14 protein-coding genes are annotated in these 25,576 nt (G+C 45.1%); 11 read left to right on the top strand and 3 right to left on the bottom strand.

What is annotated here, in order from left to right; translation table 11 throughout:
* Positions 1-48: 48 nt before the first annotated feature.
* From BN8899_RS06200 to hisS, 3 genes are all read right to left on the bottom strand, one after another.
* Positions 49-5,811: an alpha-2-macroglobulin family protein gene (locus BN8899_RS06200; protein WP_065218767.1), complete on the bottom strand. Its 5,763-nt coding sequence runs from the start codon at positions 5,809-5,811 to the stop codon at positions 49-51.
* Positions 5,812-6,007: 196 nt separating this feature from the next.
* Positions 6,008-7,504: a histidine ammonia-lyase gene (hutH, locus tag BN8899_RS06195; protein ID WP_065219412.1), complete on the bottom strand. Its 1,497-nt coding sequence runs from the start codon at positions 7,502-7,504 to the stop codon at positions 6,008-6,010.
* 154 nt (positions 7,505-7,658) lie between these two features.
* On the bottom strand, positions 7,659-9,020 hold the full coding sequence (gene hisS / locus BN8899_RS06190) for a histidine--tRNA ligase (RefSeq protein WP_065218766.1): 1,362 nt from the start codon (positions 9,018-9,020) through the stop codon (positions 7,659-7,661).
* Between the two features lie 170 nt (positions 9,021-9,190).
* Here hisS and BN8899_RS06185 point away from each other — a divergent pair, with 170 nt between their 5' ends.
* From BN8899_RS06185 to BN8899_RS06135, 11 genes are all read left to right on the top strand, one after another.
* Positions 9,191-9,757 (top strand): RNA polymerase sigma-70 factor, encoded by a 567-nt coding sequence (locus BN8899_RS06185; RefSeq protein WP_065219411.1) that lies wholly within the window; start codon positions 9,191-9,193, stop codon positions 9,755-9,757.
* Positions 9,758-9,821: 64 nt separating this feature from the next.
* Positions 9,822-11,174: an ATP-binding protein gene (locus tag BN8899_RS06180; protein WP_065218765.1), complete on the top strand. Its 1,353-nt coding sequence runs from the start codon at positions 9,822-9,824 to the stop codon at positions 11,172-11,174.
* Between the two features lie 142 nt (positions 11,175-11,316).
* Positions 11,317-12,474 (top strand): FecR family protein, encoded by a 1,158-nt coding sequence (locus BN8899_RS06175; protein WP_065218764.1) that lies wholly within the window; start codon positions 11,317-11,319, stop codon positions 12,472-12,474.
* Positions 12,475-12,645: 171 nt separating this feature from the next.
* Complete coding sequence (locus BN8899_RS06170) at positions 12,646-16,284, top strand: SusC/RagA family TonB-linked outer membrane protein (protein ID WP_187376787.1); 3,639 nt, start codon at positions 12,646-12,648, stop codon at positions 16,282-16,284.
* Position 16,285: 1 nt separating this feature from the next.
* Positions 16,286-17,902 carry a RagB/SusD family nutrient uptake outer membrane protein gene (locus BN8899_RS06165; protein WP_065218763.1) on the top strand — a complete coding sequence of 539 codons (1,617 nt, stop codon included), beginning with the start codon at positions 16,286-16,288 and terminating at the stop codon, positions 17,900-17,902.
* 19 nt (positions 17,903-17,921) lie between these two features.
* Positions 17,922-18,929 carry a hypothetical protein gene (locus tag BN8899_RS06160; RefSeq protein WP_065218762.1) on the top strand — a complete coding sequence of 336 codons (1,008 nt, stop codon included), beginning with the start codon at positions 17,922-17,924 and terminating at the stop codon, positions 18,927-18,929.
* Between the two features lie 46 nt (positions 18,930-18,975).
* On the top strand, positions 18,976-19,662 hold the full coding sequence (locus tag BN8899_RS06155; RefSeq protein ID WP_065218761.1) for a DUF4369 domain-containing protein: 687 nt from the start codon (positions 18,976-18,978) through the stop codon (positions 19,660-19,662).
* A 95-nt stretch (positions 19,663-19,757) separates the two neighbouring features.
* Positions 19,758-20,906 (top strand): TlpA disulfide reductase family protein, encoded by a 1,149-nt coding sequence (locus BN8899_RS06150; protein WP_065218760.1) that lies wholly within the window; start codon positions 19,758-19,760, stop codon positions 20,904-20,906.
* 16 nt (positions 20,907-20,922) lie between these two features.
* On the top strand, positions 20,923-22,068 hold the full coding sequence (locus tag BN8899_RS06145; protein WP_065218759.1) for a TlpA disulfide reductase family protein: 1,146 nt from the start codon (positions 20,923-20,925) through the stop codon (positions 22,066-22,068).
* 19 nt (positions 22,069-22,087) lie between these two features.
* On the top strand, positions 22,088-23,293 hold the full coding sequence (locus BN8899_RS06140; protein WP_065218758.1) for a TlpA family protein disulfide reductase: 1,206 nt from the start codon (positions 22,088-22,090) through the stop codon (positions 23,291-23,293).
* A gap of 100 nt (positions 23,294-23,393) precedes the next feature.
* Positions 23,394-25,576: insulinase family protein (locus BN8899_RS06135; RefSeq protein ID WP_065218757.1), on the top strand; the 2,183-nt coding region annotated here is incomplete at its 3' end.

The raw sequence follows: 25,576 nt of genomic DNA, 5'->3' as shown, positions 1-25,576 counted from the left end.
GTTAGGAATATACCTCTTTTAGTTTTTAGCTTTTATCTTTTAGCTTATTCAGTGAACAGTAATGCTTCCTGCATGACTATTTGCTGAATATTGAGGAGCGTAAATACATTGTAATGTACTGATACCGTCTTGATAAGTTCCGCTTTGAGCGATCCATGCCGTGTACTCGAACACGTGTGTACCTTTCGGAAGGAAATCAAAGAAGAAGTTTGTGGCGACGTCAGTCGTTTCCTGGTAATACACGAGATTTTCTTGCCAACGATTGCCGGAGAGTTGTTCCGTGGGTTCAAAACATCCGGCTCTCAGATCTTTCAGGTGTACGAATTGCATATCCTGGTCGTTAGTTACCGTGATGCGGATATTAATTCGGTCACCGACTTTCAATGTTTGTCCTTCCAGGGGAACAAGTATATTCCCGTTTTCGCTTTCCTGTTGGATAAAGAGTTGCTTTTGCACGGAAAGGCCTCCCGAATGGCTAGTAACTTTATCGAGTTTTTCGAAATATTGCAGGTATAAACCTCCCCAGCTTACTTGAGCCTCTTTTTTCGTGAGAGTAACATTCGTCATTTTCGGGGAGATTTCTTTACCCGTGAAACTTTGTTTGATATACCCGAGAGTTGTTTCTTCGGGATTCACGTCCAATTTCTTGTTCCCGAGTTTTACGCTTAGCTCTTCCCGTGTTGCCAGTTGGTTATTGCCCGTGAGCAGTAAGGCGTAAATCGCATCGACAGTTGCGGGGGTAGATCCCCAGTTCTGGGTTTGTTTCTGGCGTAACAACCACTGTTTCATCAGCTCGGTATCCGGGCTATTCCCTTCAATTTCCCGGAATGCACTCATGAGCGCCACGTGGGTTTGGATGGCGGAATTGGTAAACAGGGTAGAACGATTGTTCGCCCAATACATTCCGATCCCGGGTGTGGTGGTCGAGAACTCTTTCAAAGACCGGATGATTTGTTTCGCTGCGTCTGTTTTACCGTAGCGATAGAATGCTATGGCGGTCAATGCTTTCTCGTAAAGGGAAAGTTTTGTCCACGTGGACTCCAGTTGTCCCAAGTAATATTTGTGTGCTTCCAGGGCATTGGTCAAAGGAATATCCCGGTATGCACTACGCGTGTACAGGTACAGTATTTGGGAATATCCCGCGGTCTTGGAATGTTTGTAGGACTCCTGAATTTGTTTGTCCAGAAAGTTTAGTGCTTTGATTTGCATCTTTTTCACTTGTTCCGGGTGGCTCGTGACATTTAAAGTGACCAACCGTGCCATGGCTTCAAGTACATTTTCAGTCATGAAGGCACTGGAGCCAAAGCCTTTGAACCATGACCAGCCACCGTCTTCGTTTTGTAGTTCAGTCAGCTTGTCAATGGCTTGTCGGGCTATATAATTCTGGCGGTTCACGTCCAGGAGTTCTCCTAGGGAGTGCATTTGTTGGGTTTCGTTTTGTGCTTCCGTCACCCACGGGGAGAGTTGTAATAGTATTGATTTTAACTCTTGATTCTTTTCCAGCGGAGAGGTTAATGCGGCGTCCGGCTTTTGCATCCATTTCTGAATGGCACCCGTGATTTGCGGATTGGCGTTCGCGATAGCAGAAGCCAAAGAGCTCACATAGTAGGATGCCGTAATTTCGGTTACGTTCTCCGTTTGTGGCGTGTTGATGGACGGGAGAGCCAATACGGCATACCAAACGGGATTTGCCGTGAGTTCTAGTGTCAGACGGTACGGGGTGATCCCTTTCGGGGCATCCAGTTTGAATGTTTGTACTCCTTGCTTGCTCGTGAATATCGGTAAGGTCTGGGTAACCAGTGTCGCATCCGGAACCACGGGGAGTACATATTGCTCGCCATCACTGAAGCGTGAAGAGGAAGCAACAATACGGCATCCGAGTAAATCTGTGTTTTCGGGGGCAGTAAATTCAAAACTTACTGTTTGATTCTCTTGGGCTTTCACGTCAAAAGCTACCTGTTGTTTGCTGATTACTGCATTTGTCGCTGGAATAAACAATTCGAGGTAAGCTTCGCCTTGTTGCGTGTCGGTCGTGAGATTGTTGATTGTGGCTTGTAACACGACTTTATCTCCCGTGCGAACGAATCGAGGCAGATTGGTATTGACCATAAATTCTTTATTTGTAATGACCGACTTTTCTATTTGCCCGAATTGCATATCCGGGGTATGCGCCAGAGCCATAAACTTCCATGTCGTGGTAGATTCCGGGACTGTAAATTTGATGACCACATTACCCGTTGAATCCGTTAGAAGTTGTGGGTAAAAGAATGCAGTCTCCTGAAAGTTTTGCCTGATTTGTGAAGTTGCATTGATACCGTTTTCTTCTGACAAGATACCTGGAACTCCCGTGTCGGCTGCTGCTTCGACTGAAGTTAATCCTCGGACGTAAAATTTGGTGTTAGCACTATTTTCCGCAAGATCGGCAACTTCCCCGAAGGCAACCGTGTTTACGGCTTTTTGTTTTATTGCCCCTCTGGACTTGCCATATCCTGTTACAACGACATCATCTAAACCAAGGAATGTAAATTCACTTAATCCGTAGAGGTTTAATCTATCGAATTCAAATCTTGGTATATCTATACGTTTCAGATTATATCCGATGTTTCCTCCTAACGAATAGTTATTGAATCTCCATTGGGGTGTTGTGTTGTAGTCATAGTAAACCGGGTTAAAGTTCCATGTATTTGGACGAATGTTATCCAGCGAAGCATCGTACATTCCTGCCATCATTTCGGCAATGACAGCCTTGCCTTGTCCGTTTTTAATGATGAATGACCACTCTTCTTGCTGCCCCGGGGTCAGATGATCCCGGAAGGTTTTGGTGATAATATCCAGTTTATTGTCTACTTCTTCACGGGTTAGCATGAAATTGTTCGTGAAGAATTCGCCGTCTTTGATAAAGCTGACAATCACTTCTGCTTTTTTTCCGAAATTCTCTTTATACGGTATTGCCAGTGTGGTATTGGAATTGTTCAATACCAGGCGTTTCCGCTCCATGAGTTTCTGGTCTGAGTATATTTCGTATAATACATACACTTCTTTGGCAGATGAACCCAATAAGATTTTGGCATCTTCCCCCGGGGAACACGTCGTTTTTTCTTCCACGCTCCAGAAATAGGTGAGATAAGGCGGGCGCTTGTCTTGGGGAGAATAAAGATATATGATATTTTCGTCAGTAATATTTTTATCATCTCCCGTGCCGGAAAGTTTCAGCAGATATGCGCCGGATGGCAGTGATGACAAGTTCAATTCCAATTGTTTGTCCTTGTCGGTTGTAAATGTACCTTCCAATACTTTTTTATCCACGGGTAGATTATTCCGGTCGTATTGTTCCCCTAGTTTTTGTAGCGGTTTTAATGCGAGTAATTCATAGGTGATATTTTCGGTTAACGGATACCCGTTGTAGTTTTGAGTTGTGATTGAAATATTACTGTTTTTTTCCTTGTCGATATAAGGATAAATGGAAGAATTCAGTTGATAGCGTTGGGGTGTTGCTTGTATCGTGTATTGTGATTCTTGTGTTTCACCATTGGGAGTGGTGACTGTAACCGAAACGATATACGTGACGAAGTTTCTATAAAGAGCCCCGGGGAAATTATTTGCTATTTTTTCTGTATCGAATGCAATACTGAATTCGCCTTTCTCGTTTGTTTGAGTTTTACCGGCGGCGACAGTATTTTCTTGGAATCTCCACGGGAAAGCACGGCATGAGATGGAGTAAGTGACTTTACTGCTGCCCGCATTGGCTCCGGAATAATTTTTGGCGATACCGAAAACCGTGAGGCGGTCGCCTAATTTGTAAGCCTCTTTTATCGGGTTGAAGGTAATCTCAAATTTCGGGCGTTTGTATTCGGCTACCGTGATGACGTGGTTCGATTCTCCCGCGGTGATGAAAAAAAGTCCATTCAACACCTCTTGCGGTAACGTGAATTTGCCGGCAAAGGAACCGAATTCGTTGGTTTGTACTTCTTCTTTTGCCACGACTTGATTGTTGGCATCCGTTAATGTTACCGTGTATTTTTTGCCCGTGACGGCTTTTGAGGCTTCGGCGGTTGCTTCCCAAGAAATTCCGCTGAAATAGACGATTTGTCCTGGTCGATATATTGCCCGGTCGGTAAAAAGGCTAACTTCTTTTACAATAGGTGTCGAGGAATTGAAATATTGACTCGGGAGGCGAGTTACAACCCCGTGGTTATCATCCCCTAAAGTAACCTGATAAAGACGGTCTTGGGGGATGTTCTTTATCGAGGCAATTCCACTTGCGTTGGAAGTGAATTCTGTGTCCAAAACATATTTACGTCCGTTTCTTTTATAAATTTTCACTTTTGCACCTTGAATCGGTTTCCCGCTTTGGAGATCGCAGACAAGCACGTTATAGTTTTTGTCTGCGGTTTTGCTGGCAACGGTCGACAGGCGGCTGGAACTGAAAAACGAGGAATCCGCTTGTTGCTTTGCTGCCCCGTAAGACACTGTTAATAGGTAACGCCCGGTGCTTGTTACTGGAATTTGCAAAACGGTATCTTGTGTGTACAGTTCTTTGGGAAGGCGGAACGTGTGTGCCGACACCTTCTTTAGTTTTGGTGTTATTTTATCAAGATACAAGTAGTCTAATGTCGTTTCATCAACTTTGTATAGCGTGAGTGAAATATCGGACAAATTCTTGAACGAAAGTCGTATATTTTGATTGCGTCCCGGATACACGTTCGGTTCAATATTATAGGATACGTTTGTTTGTGTTATCTCTTGGACGATTTGTTTCAATATATTGATACGAAAATAATTCGGGTATTGGCGAATACCTTTATTACATATGTCCAATGCTTTTTGGTACTCCGGTTTATCCGGAATGTCGGGATTTTCAACACTGGATCTGGTCGGGGTATAGTAAGTTTGGGCAAGCTTGTAAAGAACTTCTACATTATAAGGGCTATTGTTATATTGACGGGATAATTGTTCTAAAGCGTGAGTGTATACTGATTCCCAGTCATCCGTGTTAACCACTCTACGAATATAATCCAAACGATCCAGGTCGGAAACGAGAATGGCATTCGTACGTTTGGCTGTAAGTTCCGATTGTAATAAAGATTGATAGAGTTTGATGATATTCCAATGAATATCAAAAGGTTTTGCTTCAATAGCCATTTCCACGAAATCTGCCACGGGGGCAAATAATTGGTTATCGGTAACCGGAGATTGTTTGTAATATTCTGAAATGTTATAAAGACCGTTTAATATATCGATGCTACGATATACCAAAAAATCATACATTGTCGGGCGAAGAGCCGGGGAGTTTTTCCCGACAATCATAATTTCCTTGTAGGTGAGGCAATTTACTTCAGCAAGTTGCGGTTGTGCTTTCACTGCTTCCAGTGCATGTTGAAATATTTTCTCGATATATATGTTGCCAGTCCATTCTGCCATATCGCGAGGAATATATCCGGTGACAGGAGTCCTGTTATATAGCTTGGATCTTTGACTTTGGTAATACATCCGATAGAGTTCGGCAATCAATGAATGAAGAATACTTTTTTCCACGATATCCCGGTCTTCCCCGATGTATTTTTCCAAATCTTGTAACATGGGGGGAATACTATCCATGTCGATCAAAGCCTGGTACTTGATTTGTCGGATCAAGGATTGTATCAACAAAGGAGAGTTTTTTTCTTTGACAGCTTTTCGGTAATCATTTTGTGCCTGAAGCAAAGCTGTTTTCGGTGCGGCTTCATTTTCTTTGTCGGGCACGTTATGTTGGCTGAAAGCAACACTGGCTCCGAACAATAATACCGTCATAATAAGTAATCTCTTCATCATATCGTAATCTGTTTAAATTGTACTTTTCATTCTATGTTTATTCGCAATTCCCAGAGGGAAAGTTATTACATAGATGCTGATCTCACAGAAATTCCATAAATGTACGAATAAAAATAATGTATAAGAATACAAAAAGAGGCTTTATCAAAAGCCTCTTTTAATTTTTTCCGTGTTAACGGAAAGAAAATCATATCTATTATTGGAAATTAGCGAATTCTCCTTGTTTCAGGAATTCAACGGCAGCCTCGATGTCTTGATACATCACGCGGTCTTGACTGTTGAACGGTACGATAGTACGGAATTCTGCCAAGAAATTTTCCAGATACTCGGAAGTCTTGGTCGGACGTTGCAGGTCGATGGCTTGCGCGGCATTCATCAATTCGATGGCAAGCACACGTTCCACGTTTTCGATGACCTGTACCGTTTTTACCGCGGCGTTTCCACCCATGCTGACGTGGTCTTCCTGTTCGTTGGAAGAGGGAATGGAGTCAACAGAGCACGGGCTGCACAATTGTTTGTTCTTGCTTACAATTGCGGCGGCGGCATATTGTGGGATCATGAAGCCGGAGTTCAAACCGGAGTTAGCAACCAAGAATTCCGGAGTTTTGCGGTCGCCGGCAATCAGGCGATATACACGTCTTTCGGAGATACTCCCTAATTCGGCGATAGCTATGCTCAAGAAGTCGAGAACTAATGCTAGCGGTTCGCCGTGGAAGTTACCACCGGAAATAATCAGGTCATCCTCCATGAAGATGGTCGGGTTGTCGGTTACGGAGTTAATTTCCCGTTCTACCACGGAAGCCACGTAAGCCACGGTATCTTTCACGGCACCGTGTACCTGTGGCATACAGCGGAAAGAGTACGGGTCTTGCACGTGTGTTTTTTCCACTTTCTGGAATTCAGAACCTTCCAGCAAAGTACGGATATTACGTGCTGTTTCGATTTGTCCCGGGTGAGGGCGAGCCTCGTGGATTTGCGGCAAGAACGGATCAATACGCCCGTCGTATGCTTCAAGGGAAAGAGCCCCGATGATGTCGGCGTATTTCACCACCTTAAATGCGTTCAATAAAGCATAAACGGCGTGTGAACTCATGAATTGAGTCCCGTTCAACAAAGCCAATCCTTCCTTGGCGCCCAATTGTATCGGTTCCCAACCGAATTTTTGGTTGATCTCTTTAGCGGGATAAATTTTGTTCTTGTAATAAACTTCACCTTCTCCGATTAACGGCAGGAACAAATTGGCAAGCGGAGCCAAGTCTCCGGATGCACCCAGTGAACCTAATTCTTTCACCACGGGCAACACATCTTTGTTGAACATATCGATGATACGCTCCACGGTCACAAGTTGAACTCCTGATTTCCCGAGAGAAAGAGCGTGAGCTTTCAACAACAGCATCAAACGGATTATATCCTGGTGTACAGGTTTGCCTACGCTGCAAGCGTGCGACATTACGAGGTTGGCTTGCAACTGGCTTAGATCTTCGGGTGAAATCGTGATCTTGCACAAAGAACCGAATCCGGTCGTGATCCCATACAAAGGTTTTTCGGAAGTGGCAATCTTGTGATCCAGATATGCCTTACAGTCATTGATTAATTTTTTGCTCTCGTCCGATAAAGCGAGTTTATATTTTTTATTCAGTATTTTTTCGATTTGATCGAAGGTCAATTTCTCCGGGGTAATATAATGAGTCATGTTAATTGAAAATTGAAAATTGAAAATTAAAAATTGCACACACGCAGGGCGTTGCCCCTTGACTTTATAAACAATTTCCTTGTCAGGGGAAACGGGTGTCAAAACCATGGCTTTTCAGCGGGCGTTGTTCTTTGCGATATAGTTGCATACGCTTTTATTTTAATTTCTCAACCAGATCGGGGATAGCTACGCTTTCTTGTTCTCCCGTGACCATGTTTTTAAGTGTGACTATATTGTTCGCGATTTCATTTTCTCCGGCTAATGCCACGTAGGGGATAACCTTTTTGTCGGCATAAGCCATTTGCTTTTTCATCTTGGCGGCTTCCGGGTAAATCTCTGCGTTAATACCCGCTGCCCGCAGGGTTTTCAGGATCGGAAGACAGAAAGCCTCTTCTTTCTCCCCGAAGTTCACGAACAGGATACGGGTAGTTGCCGTGGAATCTTTCGGGAAAATATCCAATTGGTTCATCACGTCGAAAATACGATCCGCACCGAAAGAGATACCCACGCCGGACATATTTTTCATGCCGAATATCCCGGTCAAGTCATCGTAACGTCCTCCCCCGGTGATGCTTCCGATCTCCACGTCCAGGGCTTTGACCTCGAAAATAGCACCCGTGTAATAACTCAATCCGCGGGCAAGCGTGAGGTCTAGTTTTACCTCGATTTGTATATCCAATTGTTTCAGATAACGGAATACGGTACTCAATTCTTCCACGCCCTTCAATCCGGTTTCACTTCCCTTCAGTACGTCTTGTAAGCGGGTTAATTTTTCCTCGTTCGTCCCTTCCAGATGCAGAATAGGCTGCAATTTTTCAATAGCCTCTTCCGATACACCTTTCTCCCGTAATTCGGCATTCACGTTTTCCGCCCCGATTTTATCCATCTTGTCGATAGCCACTGTGATATCAACCAGCTTTTCCGGGTGACCGATGGTTTCGGCAATTCCGGCTAACACTTTCCGGTTGTTGATCAGTAGGCGAACATGAATCTTCAAGCGTTTGTAAACCTCGTCCACGATTTGCACTAGTTCCACCTCGTTCAGTAATGAATCACTTCCCACGACATCCACGTCACACTGGTAAAATTCCCGGTAACGTCCTTTTTGCGGACGATCGGCACGCCACACGGGTTGAATTTGGTAGCGCTTGAACGGGAAAGTAATCTCGTTTTGGTGTTGCACCACGAAGCGGGCGAAAGGCACGGTCAAGTCATAGCGCAATCCCTTCTCGCAAATCTTGTTTGTCAAGCGGGGGATATTGCGTTCCTCCATCTCGCTATCGCTAACGGAAGAAAGAAAATCGCCGGAATTCAATATCTTGAAAAGTAATTTATCACCCTCTTCCCCGTATTTTCCCATCAGCGTGGAGAGATTCTCCATGGCAGGAGTTTCCAGCGGCAGATAGCCGTAGAGTTTGAATACGGATTTAATCGTGTCGAATATATAATTTCTTTTCACCATAATTTCCGGTGAATAATCTCTTGTTCCTTTCGGGATAGATGGAGTCTGTGCCATTTTCTATATTAAGCTTTAGATTTAAATGTGTTGCAAATATAAATGATTCTACTGCTTTTTGAAACTTCTCGGGAAAATAAATCATGGCTGTTCCAAGATTGTAACGTTTTTTTTTGGCTTTGACGTGAAAAAAACAGATATTTGTTCCTAGATGTCTAGGATTGTGTGTTATGCAAGAAGAAGAGAAGTTATTCAATAGGATGCAAGAGGGGGATTGGAGTGCTTTTAACTCCTTTTTCGAATGTTATGCGGAACAATTGTACCATTATGCATTGGGATTCGTGAAACATCGGGAGGAGGCGGAGGATATCGTGCAGGATGTTTTTATTTATTTGTGGACTAATCGGGATAAGATCGCTTACACGGGTTCCGTGTATGCTTACCTTTGCCGCGCCGTGAAAAATTCCTGTATTGATTACAAACTTCACGAGAAAGTGGAGGAGCGTTATCGTCAAGAGATAATGATGACCGAGGTGGATGATGCTGGCGAGAATGATAATTTCGAGGAACTTTATGCCCGTTTGCAATCTATCATGGAAACATTACCCCCGAAATGCAAAGAAATTTTTGTTCTAGGATGCGTGGAAAGTATGAGCTACAAAGAGATTGCCGAGCAACTGGATATTTCCGTGAACACGGTGAAGACTCAGATGAAAACGGCGTACAAGAAAATCAAGGATGAATTCAACGATAAAGACAAGAGATTTATGATGATTCTTTTAGTCGCTTTCGAGTAAAATTATTATTTTTGCAACAGCAGTTGATTCAACCGCTGTTGCAAAAATAATAATTTTAGTTCGTATGAAGTTTTATAATCGAGAAAAGGAAATTGAAGAATTGAAGCGGGTGCAGGGACTTGCTTTCACGCGAAATTCCCGAATGCTTGTTGTAACAGGGCGGAGGCGTATCGGGAAGACTAGTTTGATAAAGCAGGCATTTCAGGATGATGGTTCTGTGACGCTTTATTTCTTTGTCGGTCGGAAGTCGGAAAGTGTTTTGGTTTCCGAATTTGCGGGACATGTGCGTGAAGTGTTATCCGTGTTTGTACCGGAAGGGATGATTTCGTTTTCAAATTTGATGCAATATCTTTTTGAATTGGGTAAAACACGTTCCTTCAATCTCGTGATAGATGAATTTCAAGAGTTCTATAATATTAATGAAACAGTTTTCAGTGATTTGCAAAATTTGTGGGATTCATATCGGCAGGATACACGTGTAAATCTGGTCATTTGTGGTTCCGTTTTTTCTTTGATGCAGAAGATATTCACGGATCATAGTGAACCCCTGTTCGGGCGGGCGGATAATATCTTACAGTTGCGTCCGTTCAAAGTAGAAGTTTTGAAACAGATTATGGAAGAATACGCTCCCGGTTATAGTAACGATGATTTGCTTGCTCTGTACACGATTACCGGGGGAGTCCCTAAATACGTGGAGTTGTTTTGTGATAACGATCGATTGACTGTCGAGAAGATGTATCGGTTTGTTTTCTCTGAAATGTCGCCTTTTTTAGATGAGGGTCGGAATTTGTTAATCACGGAATTTGGGAAGAATTACGGGACATATTTTTCTATACTCCAAGAATTGGCTAACGGGTATTACACGCAGGGCGAGATTGAAGCTCGTTTGGGTGGAATTGCCATCGGGGGACATTTGAATAAACTGGAAAATGTTTATCATTTGATCACGCGTGAACGTCCTATTTTCGCGAAGCCGGGTAGTAAAAAAAATGTTCGCTATATTATAATAGATAATTTTTTGAGTTTCTGGTTCAAATATATAGAGGGTAATCGTTCCTATGTCGAATTACAAAATTTTGATGATTTGTATCACTTGGCGCAGGCTGATTATCCGACTTATTCCGGACGGGTATTGGAAAAGTATTTCAGGCAAAAACTTGTGGAAGCCGGAGGTTTCAAAGAAATCGGCTCGTGGTGGGAAATGAAAAGTATGTCCGGTAAACAGAAAATAGAGGCTTTTGAGATTGATATTATCGCTTTACGGGCACGAGGCAACGAGGCATTGGTGGCAGAGGTGAAACGAAATGTGAATAACTATAATCATAAGTTGTTCATGGAGAAAGTGGAACACGTGAAGCAAAAGGAAATGGCGAAATATTCCATTGAAACGAAATTCTTCTCATTGAAGGATATGTAGGCGTTTTTTTGCAACAGCGCTTGAAACAACTGTGGTTGAAATAATATGGGATGAGATTTTTTTCAATTTTTGAAAAAAATCTCATTTTCTTTTCACCCTTTTTTCACCCCTTCTCGCTTAGATGGTAGAAAATAGAGAAATTATGAGTATAAAAGACGAAAAAGAATGGTTACGAGCGGTGCTAGAGGGGAGAGTGAAGCCTGGGGATGCCGGATGGCGGAAAATTTGGCAGGATGCGGATTTCGCGAGGGTGCGGGGCGTGTTGCGAGAAGTGGGGATGATGGAGCGAAGTGATGTGGCGTTCGACCGGGAGAAAATGTGGCGTGTTATCGAGGGATACCGGGGAGAAGGTCAGAATCGGCGTCGGATGGCAATGATGTGGCGTTGGGTTGCCGCGGTAATGATCCCGTTATTCGTGAGTGGCACGATATGGCTCTCATTGCGGGAGATAAAAGAAACACCTGTGGCGCAAATCCCGGTATTGGGAGCTGGCAAATCTCAAGCTGTGTTGATTATGGCGCAGGGGGAACGGATTGATTTGACGTCGGTGGCAAAAGATACCTTGTTGGATAAGGCTGGTGTACGTATCCGGTTGGATTCCTCCCGGGGTGTTACCTACGAGCAAACGGGAGGGTTGCCAGTTAAGGTGGAATACAACACGATTGTCGTCCCGCGTAAAGGAGAATACCAATTGATGCTGGCAGATGGAACTAAAGTCTATTTAAATTCGGACTCGGAACTACGCTTCCCTACACTTTTTGCTGGGGAAGAGCGTAAAGTGTATCTCAAGGGGGAAGCTTTTTTCGAAGTGGCACGTGATACAGTGAAACCCTTTATCGTGGAGGCGAGGGGGATGGACGTTCGTGTATTGGGAACTCGGTTTAACGTGAATGCTTACACGTCGGAACGGGCGATACGTACGACATTGGTATCTGGAAAAGTACAGGTAAGTGATCGGCAGGACGGAACATTCGCTATTCTTGCGCCCGGACAGCAAGCCGTGTGGACGGAAGGGGAACTTTCGACCCGTGAAGTGAATGCTGCTGCCATATCGGCATGGGTGGACGGAAAATTCTATTTCGAGGAAGGTGCGACGTTGGAAGAGATTTCAGAACAATTGCGACGGTGGTACGATATTGATTTCTTCTTTGCCTCCGAACAGGTGAAACATTTCGTTTTTGCCGGGGTAATCAAGAAGGAATATACGGCTAACGAGATATTCTCGATTATCGAGAAAACTACTCGGGTGAAATTCAACGTGAACGGTAGAACGGTTATTGTATCAGAATTGAATAAATAGATATAAAAAACCGGGGATTGTGGCAAACAATTCCCGGGATAAAAGAAAACATCCTGAGAAATTTGCGATCCCTGAGGATGTATGTTTAACTCTTATCACAAAACTATGAAAAAAAATCGAACGGGCACGTGGTTCTCGCTAAAAAAAACATGTGCGAAAATTTTAATGATTATGAAATTGACATTTTTGTTAATGTGTGGTATTGTCTTTTCGCTTTCGGCATCTGTGAGGGCACAAGATCAGATGGTAACATTGAAAGTTAATGGGGTGACCTTCACGAAAGTGATTACCGAACTGAAACGACAGACACAATTGGATTTCTTTTACAGTTTTAACGAGGTGGATGTGAACCAAGCCATTTCGCTTGACGTGAAAAATGCAAAAATAGATGATGTCTTGCGACGGGTGTTGGGCGATCGATTCGTGTGGGAATATGTCGATCAAATGGTGATTATTAAACCAGTGTCGTCAACTGCACCGGAAAAAAAATCTGTGCGAATTAAAGGATTCGTGTATGATCCACAAAAAGCGCCGATGCCGGGAGTAACGGTAAAGGTAACGGGAGTGGCTTTGGGAACGACAACCAACGTTCAAGGATGGTTCGCTTTGGATTTACCGATAACGGAAGGTTCTTTGGAGTTTACATTTATCGGTTTTAAAAAACAGACAGTGCCTTTCAATGCACAAACCGATACTTTGCGCATCACCCTCGAAGAGGATTTGGAAGAATTGGAAGAGGTGGTGTCCCTAGGATATTACAACATGGACAAGCGGAAATCCACCAGTGCCATTACTTCCTTGAAGATGGACGAAATCATGCAACCGGGTGTCAGCACGCTGGACCAGATGCTGGAAGGTCGGGTGCCGGGGATGATTTTCATGCAAAACACGGGACAGGTGGGTGCCACTCCGAAAATTAAGATACGGGGTACAACCACGATTCTGGGTTCCACACAGCCGCTTTACGTGCTGGATGGGGTTATCTTGCAAGATCCTGTAAATATCGATCCGCAGGAAATCAACAGCTTGGACTACGTGAATTTGTTGGGTAATGCCATTTCCGGTTTGAACCCGAGTGACATTGATCAGATCGACGTGTTGAAGGATGCATCCGCCACGGCGATTTACGGACCGCAGGCTTCCAACGGGGTGATTGTCATCACCACGAAAAAAGGTAAAGTCGGTAAGCCCGCTATTTCCTATGGTTTGACCGGTACTTTCCGCCAGCGTCCGCGCTATACCGATCGGGCGGTGAACGTGATGAACTCTATGGAGCGTATCGATTATTCGCGTGAAACGTTGAAAGCCGGGTGGAAGGTGCCGACGTTGGGTGCTTGGGTCGGTTACGAAGCGGCTTATTCCGATTATTTGGATAACGTGATCACTCATGCCGAGTTCGAGAAGCGGGTGGCAGAAATGGAAACGGCGAATACCGACTGGTTGGGGTTGCTTTTGCAAGATACCTATTCGCACAACCATACCCTGAGTATTTCCGGGGGATCAGAAAATATGCGTTATTACTCTTCTGTCGGGTATATGGATGAGAAAGGAAATATACGGGGGGAAGTAAACAAACGCTACACGGCGATGGTCAATTTGAACCTGTCTTACAATAAATGGGATATCCGTTTCGGTTTAAACGGGAACTTGCAGAAAAAGGAGTACACGCCGAAAGATGTGGGGGTTGCCGATTATGCTTACAATACTTCCCGCTCTATTCCTGCCTACACGGAAGATGGCGATTTGCTTTTTTATGACACGGATCCGGGAGGGGGTGTTAGGTCTGATTTCAATATCATCAACGAGATGAAAAATTCTTGGAACCACATCAACACGGACCAGATCGGGATGCAAGTTTCGTTGGGATATCGTATCATCCCCTCGTTAAAGGCGGATGTAAACTTTTCGTACAACGTTTCCCATACGGAGGACGATACTTGGTATGGAGAGGAGTCAAATTACATCCAAAAAATGAGGGCGATTGTAAAGAATGCAGGACCGACGGCTGTGTATAAAGATGGGGAACAAAATCCTAAGAATACAACTTGTATTACCGGGGGTGAATTGAAATTGGCAAATACGACGAGTGAAACTTATTCTCTTCGAGGTACGTTGACCTGGAACAAGGCATTGAATGACGACCAAAGTTTGTCGGCATCTTTAATCGGGGAATTGAGTTCTTCCAAGTATTCCGGATTCAGTATTACCCGGAGGAATTATCTTGCGGATCGAGGAATGATTTTTGACAATTGGGAAAAGAATAAATATACTGCATTTGACGAATGGTTACATTCCGAGGAGGCCCGGGGGCGTTTGCAGGATGACCTGACCCGGAAAACCGGGGCGATAGTTTCGGTGTCTTGGGCGTGGAGAAATACTTACGTTCTGAACGGTAATATGCGTATGGATTGGTCGAATAAATTCGGGGACCGAAGCAACGAGAAGTTCTTGCCGATTTGGTCAGTTTCCGGTCGTTGGAATATGCACGAGAATTTGCTGTATGGCTTAAGTTGGGTCAATACCTTTGCTTTGAAACTCTCTTTCGGTTACCAGGGAAATATGTCCGAAACGGAGTCACCGAGGTTGATTATCACGAAAGGTGGAACCAATACTTTCTTCGGGGAATACCAATCCTCGATCAAGAATTTTCCCAATCCTCTCTTGAGTTGGGAGAAGACGGTCAACTTTAACGGAAGTATAGAGTTTTCCTTGTTCAATCATAAATTAACAGGTAATTTTGGGTATTACTATCGTCACACGAGCGATGCCTTTATGCAGAAGACTGTGGCTCTTTTCAACGGGACGGAAAATTACACGGTGAATGCCGGTACGTTAATCAACCAAGGATTCGAGTTCGATTTCTCGTTCACCCCGATCAACAATATGATTAATAAAGCCAATTCGGCTCTGTCTGCATCGGGCGAGCGTCGTGGATTCCGTTGGCGGTTTGACCCGAATTTCGGATCCGTTTTCAACCAGTTGCTGGATAAAGTGAAGCCGAAGGATAAGATATTGCAGGATAACGAGGTGAGAGTGGAGGATTACTTGAACGGTCGGATTCAGGTGGCAGGCCGTCCCATGAACACGTTCTACAGTTATCGTTTCAAAGGATTGAACCATGACACGGGGGCTCCGGAATTTTATGGTACCGAGAATTTCGACGAGGAGGGAAACAATCTCCATGAAAAGTACAAGGAAATGGATAAAGAGGACGTGTGGATGTCTACGGTACTGTCCCATACCGGTTGCAGGGAACCTTTCTTGCAGGGGAGTATTTCCAACACGTTTGAGTACAACAATTGGGTGTTGTCCTTCAATTTAGCGTACAGCATCGGTGCTAAAGTCCGTTTATTCCGGATGTACAATGATAATGGTTCCATCCCGGCTCCCGAGAAAAACATGCGCCGCGATTGGGTGAAACGTTGGCGTGTGCCGGGTGACGAGAAATACACGACGATCCCGGGCATCATGGGTGGTGACGACTATCGTGCAATGTCTACGAATTTGTGGTCCGGTTATCCTCACAGCACGGGACAAAATTATTGGACCATGTACGATTATTCGGATTTGCGCGTGGCGTCGGGCGATTACTTGAAGTTGTCCAGTATCCAGTTGCGATACGTGGTGCCCGACCGGATCTGTAAATACCTTTATATGCAATCGGCTTACGTTTCCGTCAGCGGGACCAATCTGTTCACGATCTGCAATAAAAAATTGAAAGGGCAGGATCCGTCGCAATCTGGTAGCACGCAATTGATTAATATATCGGTACGTCCGACTTATTCATTAACGTTAAATGTAACATTCTAAGATGAAAAATATGAAGGGTAAACTTTTTAGTACATGGATGGTGGTGTTATGCCTGGCGTTGTTGGGTTCCGGGTGTGGCGATTTTCTGGAAGTCTATTCCAAGGATCAGGTGTATGCCGCTTCGACTTCCGATTTGGATGAGGTGTTGATCGGGAATGGGTATATGAATAGTAAAAATACCTATTATCCTTGGCTCTTCTTGTTGGATGACGATGCCGAAGAATTGATCGTGGCTACGGCTGAATTCGTGATGAATGATTGTCCGATTGTCAGTTACCGGGAAGCCGCTACTTGGCAAAAAGATCCTTTCCGTCGGTCGAATACTGCTTACACGCCCGTGGAGGATGTCACGGTGAAACAGTTGTACGCTCACGTGGCTTACGTGAACACGATTATCAATTACGTGGATGAATTCCCCAATGATCCGATCGAGGATCGCGTGAGGGTGACGGGAGAAGGGCAGTTCTTGCGGGGAGCTTATTATTTGTTGTTGAGTAATCTGTATGGTTGGGCTTATGATGTGAAAAATGAGGGTGCCGATCCGAGTGTGCCGTTGAAGTTGTACGAGTGGGTGACGGACGCAAAGTTTTCACGGGCAACAGTGGGTGAAGTGTACTCCTCTATCGTGAGCGATCTGGAACAGGCTTGCGAAAATTTGCGCGGGGTGGTTCAAAAGAATTATTATCGGGCAAATCAATTGGCTGCACGTACTTTGTTGAGCCGGGTATATCTGTACATGGAGAACTACGACAGGGTGATTGCACAATGTGATTCCGCTTTGGTGTTGGGGTGCCCGTTGTCGGATTTGAACACGTATTTCACAGGAACCTCCGCGAAGCATTTTTTTGACAGGGATTATCTTTATGCAGAGTCTAATCCGGAAATCATATTCACGATGGGGAATGCAGACCTTCGAGATATGTTCCATCCCGGAAGGTTTGATATATGGGGTTCTGGTGATGCGCAGTATGCAGCTTCTCCGGATTTGGTGGAGGAGTACCAAAAATACCCGGGAGACTTGCGTTTGGAACGTTACTTGCAACGTCATAGTACGGCTGTTGGGCGCTATGCCGTGGTGAAAAATATGTATGGTGATGCTGAAGGTAGCATTAAGAATGTCACTACTCCGCAGCGTAAAGTATTTGAAACTTTTCTTCTTCGTACCGTGGAGGTATATCTGAACAAGGCGGAAGCACAAGCCATGAAAGGAGATTTGGCGGGAGCCGTTTCCACTTTACAGCCTTTGCTGGCAACTCGTTATGCCGCGGGGCAGTTGCCGGAGGTTGCTGCTTTGGGAGAGAAGGAATTGGTGGAATTTATTCGCTCCGAACGTCGCCGGGAACTTTGTTTCGAGGGACACCGTTGGCCGGATCTGCGCCGTTATGCCGTGAACACGAAATATCCCGATAAGCGGCAAATCGTTCACACGGTTTACTCGTATAGCGGTCTTAATACCGGAGGAAATGTGGCAGGACATTACGTGTTGAAGCCCTACGGCGAGGACGAGGGATGGATTATGCCTTTCCCCGAGAATCAGATTACTTTCGGGGAGGGAGCGCTCGAGAACCCGGATCGCCCGGAACGGGAGATGGCAGGTGCCGAGGATAAAAAAGAATAATCAGTATAAATATAAAGGTATGATGTTTAAAAAAGGTTTATTATATACGGTTTTGGGAATGCTGGCATTCGCTGCCTGCAACAAGGACGACGAGGAGATTGATACTCCTTCCGGCAAGGATCGGGACTTTTTTGCGATCGAGGACAAACCGGGCGAATTCAATCAGTTGGTGTACCGGATTTATAAGGATACGGGAATACCTATTTTCGTGAACGATACCATCGGCGAGGAGGTGTATGCTTATGATGCGGCGGGTAACCCGATCATGCGTGTGGAGAAGTTGGATTTCCTTTATCAGATGTTCGGTGATTATAAAAATGAAGAGGGAACGGTTTTGACACGCCTCGTGCAAAGTGCCGACACGGCAAAGATGATCGAGGCAGCGGAGTTGATTCGGGACAAGGTGCTTCCGTATATTCCCGAGGCGGGAAACGCTCGTGCAAAATCTTATTTTTTAGTGGATTCGATTTGTCACACGTGTGTAGAAGCTAGTTGGATGGGTGCCACTTATTACCCGACGACACTCCCTGTTTACGTGGCACAGAAAGGAGTGGTCGTGCAAATGGGAAACTGGGAAAAGGAGGATAAGGACATATGGTGCGGACGGATTATCGCTTCCAAGATTGCCACTTGGATGTTGGCGGGGAATATCGATTTGACGGATTGGTATAACATTACCTTGGAGTCGGTAAATCCGGTTTGGGGCGTAATCAATTATAACACTTTTATAGCCCCGTCGGAAGCGAACCCGCTCGATTTGTTGGCGGATGCGGGTATGTTCGATTGGCAGGTGGTGGGACCTATCGTAGAGTCAACGGTTTGGGGACAAACAATAAAAACACAAAAGCGAGGCACTATGACACAGGAGCAGGATGTACGGGAATACGTGGCTCGTGTTTATGCTTATCGCGGACGGGAAAATGAGTTCCGGACGGAGTATGCCGCATACGATAAAGTGTTACGCAAGTTCGAGATGATGCTGGAATACGTGGAGCTTTTCGAAAAGACATTTCATGTGAAGCGATAAATGTTGGATGTAAATCATATTGTATAATTAAAAGGTAAAAGTTGAAATGAGAAAGTTTGTATTGACAATGGTTGCCGCTTTGGCGATGTTTTTCTGTAACGCGCAGAAAGGGTATAAAATTGATGGAACTGTAGCCGGGGTTCCGGAAGGCGAAGCCTATTTTATCTTGATAGAGAAAGGTAAAGCCGACACGCTCGGGCGTACGGAAATCAAAGGTGGAAAATTCGAGTTTACAGGAACAGTAGAGGAACCGACCGTGTATGTCGTTTCCGTGAAAGGTTGTCCGAATGGATTTCGTGTATTTTTGGAAAATAAGGTGACTACTATAATGCAAATAGATGTAGTTCAGTATAATAATACAAAAATTCAGGGTGGGGAGCAACAAGCGATCTTGAACAAGTATCAGGAAACCATCGCCCCGTATACCCAGAAAATGATGGAAATTTCCCCGAGGTTGATGCAGTCGAAAAATCGTGAGGAACTGAGTAAAGTTCAAGCAGAAATGGACGAAGCGCGTAAAGCAGAACAGGAAGCTATGCATAAATTTATCAAGGAGCACGGAGATTCTGCAGCTGCAGCCTATATTGCTACGGAGGGAATTGGAAATTACCTTCAGAGCTATGTGCAAAAAAGATATGATTTGCTTTCCGATAAAGGAAAAGCCACGAAATATGGAAAGCTAATTGCAGCAGAACTGGCAAAAAGAGCTGAAAAAGCAAATAATATCAAGTAAAGCGGCGGGAGGTCTATCTCCCGTGTAATTGACGATCCATATACCTCCCTCCCGTGGGAGGGAGGTATATATAATTTTAGCCTAAATCTTTATTTATGAAACGTTTTATCCCAATATTATTGCTGGGAAGTATGGCTTGTTGCCAAACTCCGACAGATCATTTCGTGTTTCGGGGACATATTCCCGGGGCAAAGGATAGTACGCGGGTGACCTTGTATCCTAAAAGTAACTTCAAGTCTTTTTCCGGGTATGTCAAGGACGGGAAATTCGAAATCCAGGGAGCGGTGAAGGAGGCAACGCTTTGCTTGTTGCGTGCGGACGACCACGTGCTTGTCAGGGGAACGCGGAAAGATATCACGTATAAGGATCTTTATTTTTTTATCGAGAATGGGAATCTGGCGTTTGAAACCCCGCATATCGACAGCTTGCCGGCAGGATACGGGGGTGACGATCTTAAAGAAAGAAATTACACGCTGAAAGGTTCGGTGGCACAGGATGCGTTCTATCGTTATCAGCAACAATCGCTCCCGTACCGGTGCGAAATTGAACGGTTGAAGAAAAAAAGTAAGGAGTCGCAAAGTGTGGAGGATTACGAAGAACTTTTTCAGCGGCAGGATGAACTGGATCGGGTAGCCCTGGAATTTATTAAAAGCCAGCAGTGCCTGCCCGTGAATTTGTACGTGGCGGAACAATTGAAGAGAAGACCTTTGACTTACGATGTGACCTGCGTGGAAGCTTGGGAACAGGCATTTGTATCATATCAAGATACTTGTGCGCAACTTCGGGATTTTCGGGAATATTTGCGGGTGGCGAAAAATCTTGCGACGGGCAGGGAGTTGGAAGATGCCGGATTGTTAACGCCTGAAGGCAAGGAGGTACGCTTGCTCGATTGTTTGAATAAAGAAGGATACACGTTACTTGATTTTTGGGCATCGTGGTGTGGGGCTTGCCGGGCGGGATTGCCCGCGGTGAAAGCTTTGCACGAACGTTACGGGAAACGTATAAAATTTGCCAGTATAGCCCTCAGCGATCGGGAGGATGCTTGGATGCAAGCCGTGAAAGAGGAAAATATGCCATGGGTGCAGTTGCGGGATAGAGGGGAATTGGTGAATTTGATGCAGCAATGCTACAAGATAACTTCGATACCCACTTTATTTTTGGTGTCACCCGAGGGAAAAATCGTGTGGCGGGCTTCCCGGGCGGGGGAGATGGAAGTGTATTTGAAATCGTTACTCGGAATTTAAAGAAATAATTTGAGATATGAAATTAGTAAGTTTATTGATATTGTTGGGTACAGCCGTTTGTACCGGTCCTTGGCAAGACGGGTTCGTGTTGTGGGGAAGTGTCCCTGGCGCTTTGGACAGTACAGTGGTGAAATTGACCTCCACGGTAGACGAGAACGAACAGGTCTCGGGGTATATTGTCGGGGAAAAGTTCGAATTGTGCGGGAAGTGCCCTGTGCCTACTTGCTACAAGTTGAACATGGATGACGGGGATATCGCTAAAAAGAAAGGGAAAAAATTCCATTGCCAGGAAATTTGCTTTTTCTTGGAAAATGGAGAGTTGGAGTTTTCCACGCCTCATATAGACAGTTTGCCGATGCCTCCTATTTTCGTGGGATTCGATGAGCGAAAAGAGAAGAATTATACGGTGACGGGATCGCCGCTACAGGATCGTTTCTATCGTTTCCAGGCACGAACGGCACCATTGAAATACACGATGCACCGGTGTGCTGAAAAATTCCGTTTTAATCAGGATATCGAGGTGGCAAGAGAATTGCAAAAAGCGAAGGAGGAAGTGGCGCGTATTGCCTGGGAAACGGCAGAGCAAGAGCGGGATATGTATCTTCGCCTTTACCTGACGGAGTACTTGAAAAGGGACAAATTCATGTACGATCAGGCTTACTTGGACCGGATGGCCCGATTGTTCGAGGGAAATCAAGAGGAGTATGCCCCGTTGGCGGAATTTTGGTCATACCTGGAGAGAGCGAAAGCGTTCGTGCGGAATACCCCTTTGCTGGTGACCGATTTGGAAACACCTGACGGGAATCGTGTTTCGCTGCAAGCGCACTTGAATAAAGAGGGGTACACGTTGCTTGATTTTTGGGCATCTTGGTGCGGACCGTGCCGGGCGAGTTTCCCGCACTTGAAAAAGATACACGAGCGTTCTCAAGGGAAGTTGAAAATTATCGGCATCTCCCGGGATCGTGAAAAGAAAGCCTGGTTACAGGCTTTGGAGGAGGAGAATTTGCCGTGGACGCAATTGTATTCGACCCAGGAACTCGCGAGTTCACTGGACATCACGTTTATTCCCTCCTATTTTCTCGTGGATGCCGAGGGAAAGGTGGTTTTCTTCGGGGGACCTCGCGGGGAACTGGATTTGAAATTGGAAGAATTAGGTTTATAACTGATAAAGATTGAAATTTATGAGAAGATTATTTTTGTTTCTGTTTGTGTGTCTTGCATTTGGGGCTTGCCGGAAACAGGTGGACGGATTTCGTGTGATGGGTACCGTTAATAAAGAGTCGGGCAAAGTCTTGCTGAAAAGAATGTATGGCGGATTATTGGGAGATACTTTGGCTATTGCTGAGATTAAAAACGGGAAATTTGAATTGACCGGAAAAGTAAAGAACTTGGAAGCGGCTTTTTTGGATTTCGGGATACAGAAAAAAGATGCGAATGACTTCTATTATAAAGATGGCGTGTTGCTTTTTGTGGATAGCACTTCGGTGTACAACTTGAATGTCGATGTGGAAAATAACGAGTGCGAGGTCAAATGTGATGGGAAAGAGTGGCTGGTGTACCAGCAAGCCGTGGCGGTCAATAAGGAATTTGGTGACAGGGTAAACGAATTGGAGAAACAATTGATCGCGTCATGGAGGAGTTGTCCGGAGAAAGCGGATTCTTTGAATGCTTTGTTAGTTCCTATTTATGCCGAAATACAGGCAAAAGAGGATGTTATAATCAAGGCAAATCCGGATGCGATGATGTCCGGTTGGTTAGTGGCAAAAACGGTTGCCCCGAAAACGTTGAGGGGGAGTGTATGGCTTACGGATCTCGAATTTGCTGAAATGAATATGTTAGGAGGCAAAATGCACTTGTTGACGCTGGATCAATTGAAAGAAAGATATGGCTGGTTGTCCGATAGAGTGAAAGCGTCCGACAAAGGGAAATTGATCGCCGACAAAATCGCTTTCCGTGAGAGAACGGAAGTGGGGCAGATGTCTGCCGACTTGACGTTGCAAGCTCCGGATGGAACCTCTTTCAAACTGCATGAAGTGAAAGGAAAATTGAAACTGGTGGATTTTTGGGCTTCCTGGTGTAAACCTTGCCGGGCGGGAAATCCGGAGTTGGTGGAAATATACAAAGAGTTCCATGACAAGGGGTTGGAAATTATCGGCGTGTCATTGGATGATAGCAGGGAACTTTGGGCAGAGGCTATAAAGAAAGACGGGCTTCCGTGGATACACGGTTCGACGCTGGAGAAAGACGGGTTCCGTTCTAAACCGGCGCAAGTTTATGGAGTCGGCGGAGTACCTCGTTTTTATTTGTTGGATGAGAATAACAGAATTATTTCCAATGGTTTAAGGCATGACGAACTGAGGGATAAAATAGCAGAGTTGTTGAAGTGAACGGGATGGAAGATGAAGACTTCCTTTCGGTTTACAATTGCGGTCCCGAGTCGGGTAAAATCTGTAAAGTAATATTTGATATTAATAAAAAATAGTTTGTATGGTAAAAAGATTTTTCATTGTATGTATGTTGTTCGTCCTGGCGAGTACCAGGCTGTTTGCCCAGTATGACATGGCGGCCCCGCTTCCCCAGGACTCGAACGTGAGAGTCGGGAAATTGCCTAATGGGATGACCTATTACATCCGTCATAACAAGGAGCCGATGGGACGGGCAAGTTTCTATATTATCCAGAACGTGGGAGCCATCCTCGAGGAGGATAACCAGAACGGTTTGGCTCACTTCCTGGAACACATGGCGTTCAACGGGACAAAACATTTCCCGGGGCGTAAGGGTATTACCAATATGCTCGAGAAGTACGGGGTGCAATTCGGACGGAACGTGAATGCCTACACGGCTCAAGATGAAACTGTTTATTTGATAAACGATGTCCCGACCATCAATCCCGGTTTGCTGGATACCTGTTTGCTCGTGTTGCACGACTGGTCGCATTACCTGACTTTGGTTGACGAGGAGATTGACGGGGAAAGAGGCGTGATCTCCGAGGAGTGGAGAACGCGTCGGAATGCTGATTCCCGCGTGCGGGCGAAGACCATGCCGGTGTTGTTGAATAATTCCAAGTATGCCCGTCGGGATGTGATCGGGGATTTGAATGTCATTAAAAACTTCGACTACCAGACGTTGCGTGATTATTATCACAAATGGTACCGCCCCGATTTGCAGGCGATAGCCATTGCCGGGGATTTCGATGTGGATGAAATGGAGCGGAAGGTGAAAGATTTGTTTTCCCAAATCCCGGCTGTGGAGAACCCGGCACCGAGAGAAGTGTGTGTGGTGGAACCTCATGATGACGTGAAATTCGTTTGTGCGACGGATAACGAGTTGACGAAATCCAGCGTGGCTGTATTTATCAAGAAACCGGCGCTCACGAGAGAGCAGAAAAATACTCACCAGTACTTGAAAGACGGTTTGGTCATGATGCTTTACAATACGATGCTGGAACAACGTATCAAAGAATCGGTACAGGCGGGGACGGCTGATTATATTGAAGGAAAGATTATGTTGGGAGCCAAAATCGTGAGGGGCGTGGATGCTTTCGTCTTGAATGTCACGCCTAAATTGAATGAAGAGGCAAAAGGCTTGGAAGCCCTTTGGCGCGAAAGTGAACGGGCTAGAAGATACGGTTTTACCCCGACTGAATTGGAACGGGGAAAAGGGAATACAATGATGTTTTTGGATTTTTTCAAGCAACAACAAGAGAAAACCCCGTCCGAGTCTTATATCCGGGAGATGCAGCAACATTTCTTGAATGGAGAACCGATGCTGAATATGGATTACCAGTATAATTTTATTAAAACCATCATCGAAACCGTCACGAACGAGGATTTGATTGAGATTGCGAATAGATACATCACTCCGGGAAATATGGTGATTGCCGTGCAAGGACCTGAAAGCGATAATCATATCACCCAGGAGGAAGCTGTCGCCGTAATCGAGAAGGTAAATAATTCGGAAATAGAGCCGTATGTTGACGAGGTGGTGGACGTACCTTTGCTGGATGAAGAATTGGAAGGAAGCAAAATCGTGAAAACGAAAAAGTTGCCTCAATTTGATGCCGAGGAATGGACGTTGGAAAACGGGGTGAAAGTGGTATTTCGCAAAGCCGATTACCAGAAAGATGAAGTAAGCGTGACTTCTTACAGTAAGGGGGGAACCTCGTTGTATGACTTGGATAAATTGCCTTCAGCCAAAATGGTGAACTCGTTCGTGAAGTATTTCGGCCTGGGAAATCATGATGCCAATACTTTGGCTAAGATATTGAGCGGTAAGCGTACATCTGCTGCGGCGAGTGTCGGGGAATTTTCCGAGTCGGTAAGCGGGTCTACTTCTCCCGAGCATTTCGAAACTTTGATGCAATTGATCTACATGAGGTTCGAGAAACCGCGTTTCGACAAGGTGGCTTTTGATGCAGCCATGGAGCGCAATCGTTCGGCGATTGCCAATATCGACAATAACCCGAAAAACGCGATGATGGATTCCATCCAGTTGAACCTGAATAATTACCACCCGCGCGTGATGCCGTATAGTTTGACGTTCTTGGATAAAGTGAATTTCGAGGATATAGAGGCTGTTTATCGCGACCGTATTAAGGATATCAGCGACTTTACTTTCTTTATCGTGGGTAATATCGATGCGGATACCGTGAAACCGCTCGTGGAAAAATA

Source organism: Butyricimonas sp. Marseille-P2440 (genome assembly GCF_900091675.1).
In the GTDB taxonomy this organism is placed as follows: domain Bacteria; phylum Bacteroidota; class Bacteroidia; order Bacteroidales; family Marinifilaceae; genus Butyricimonas; species Butyricimonas synergistica.
This window is presented reverse-complemented; position numbering and strand designations above follow the sequence as displayed.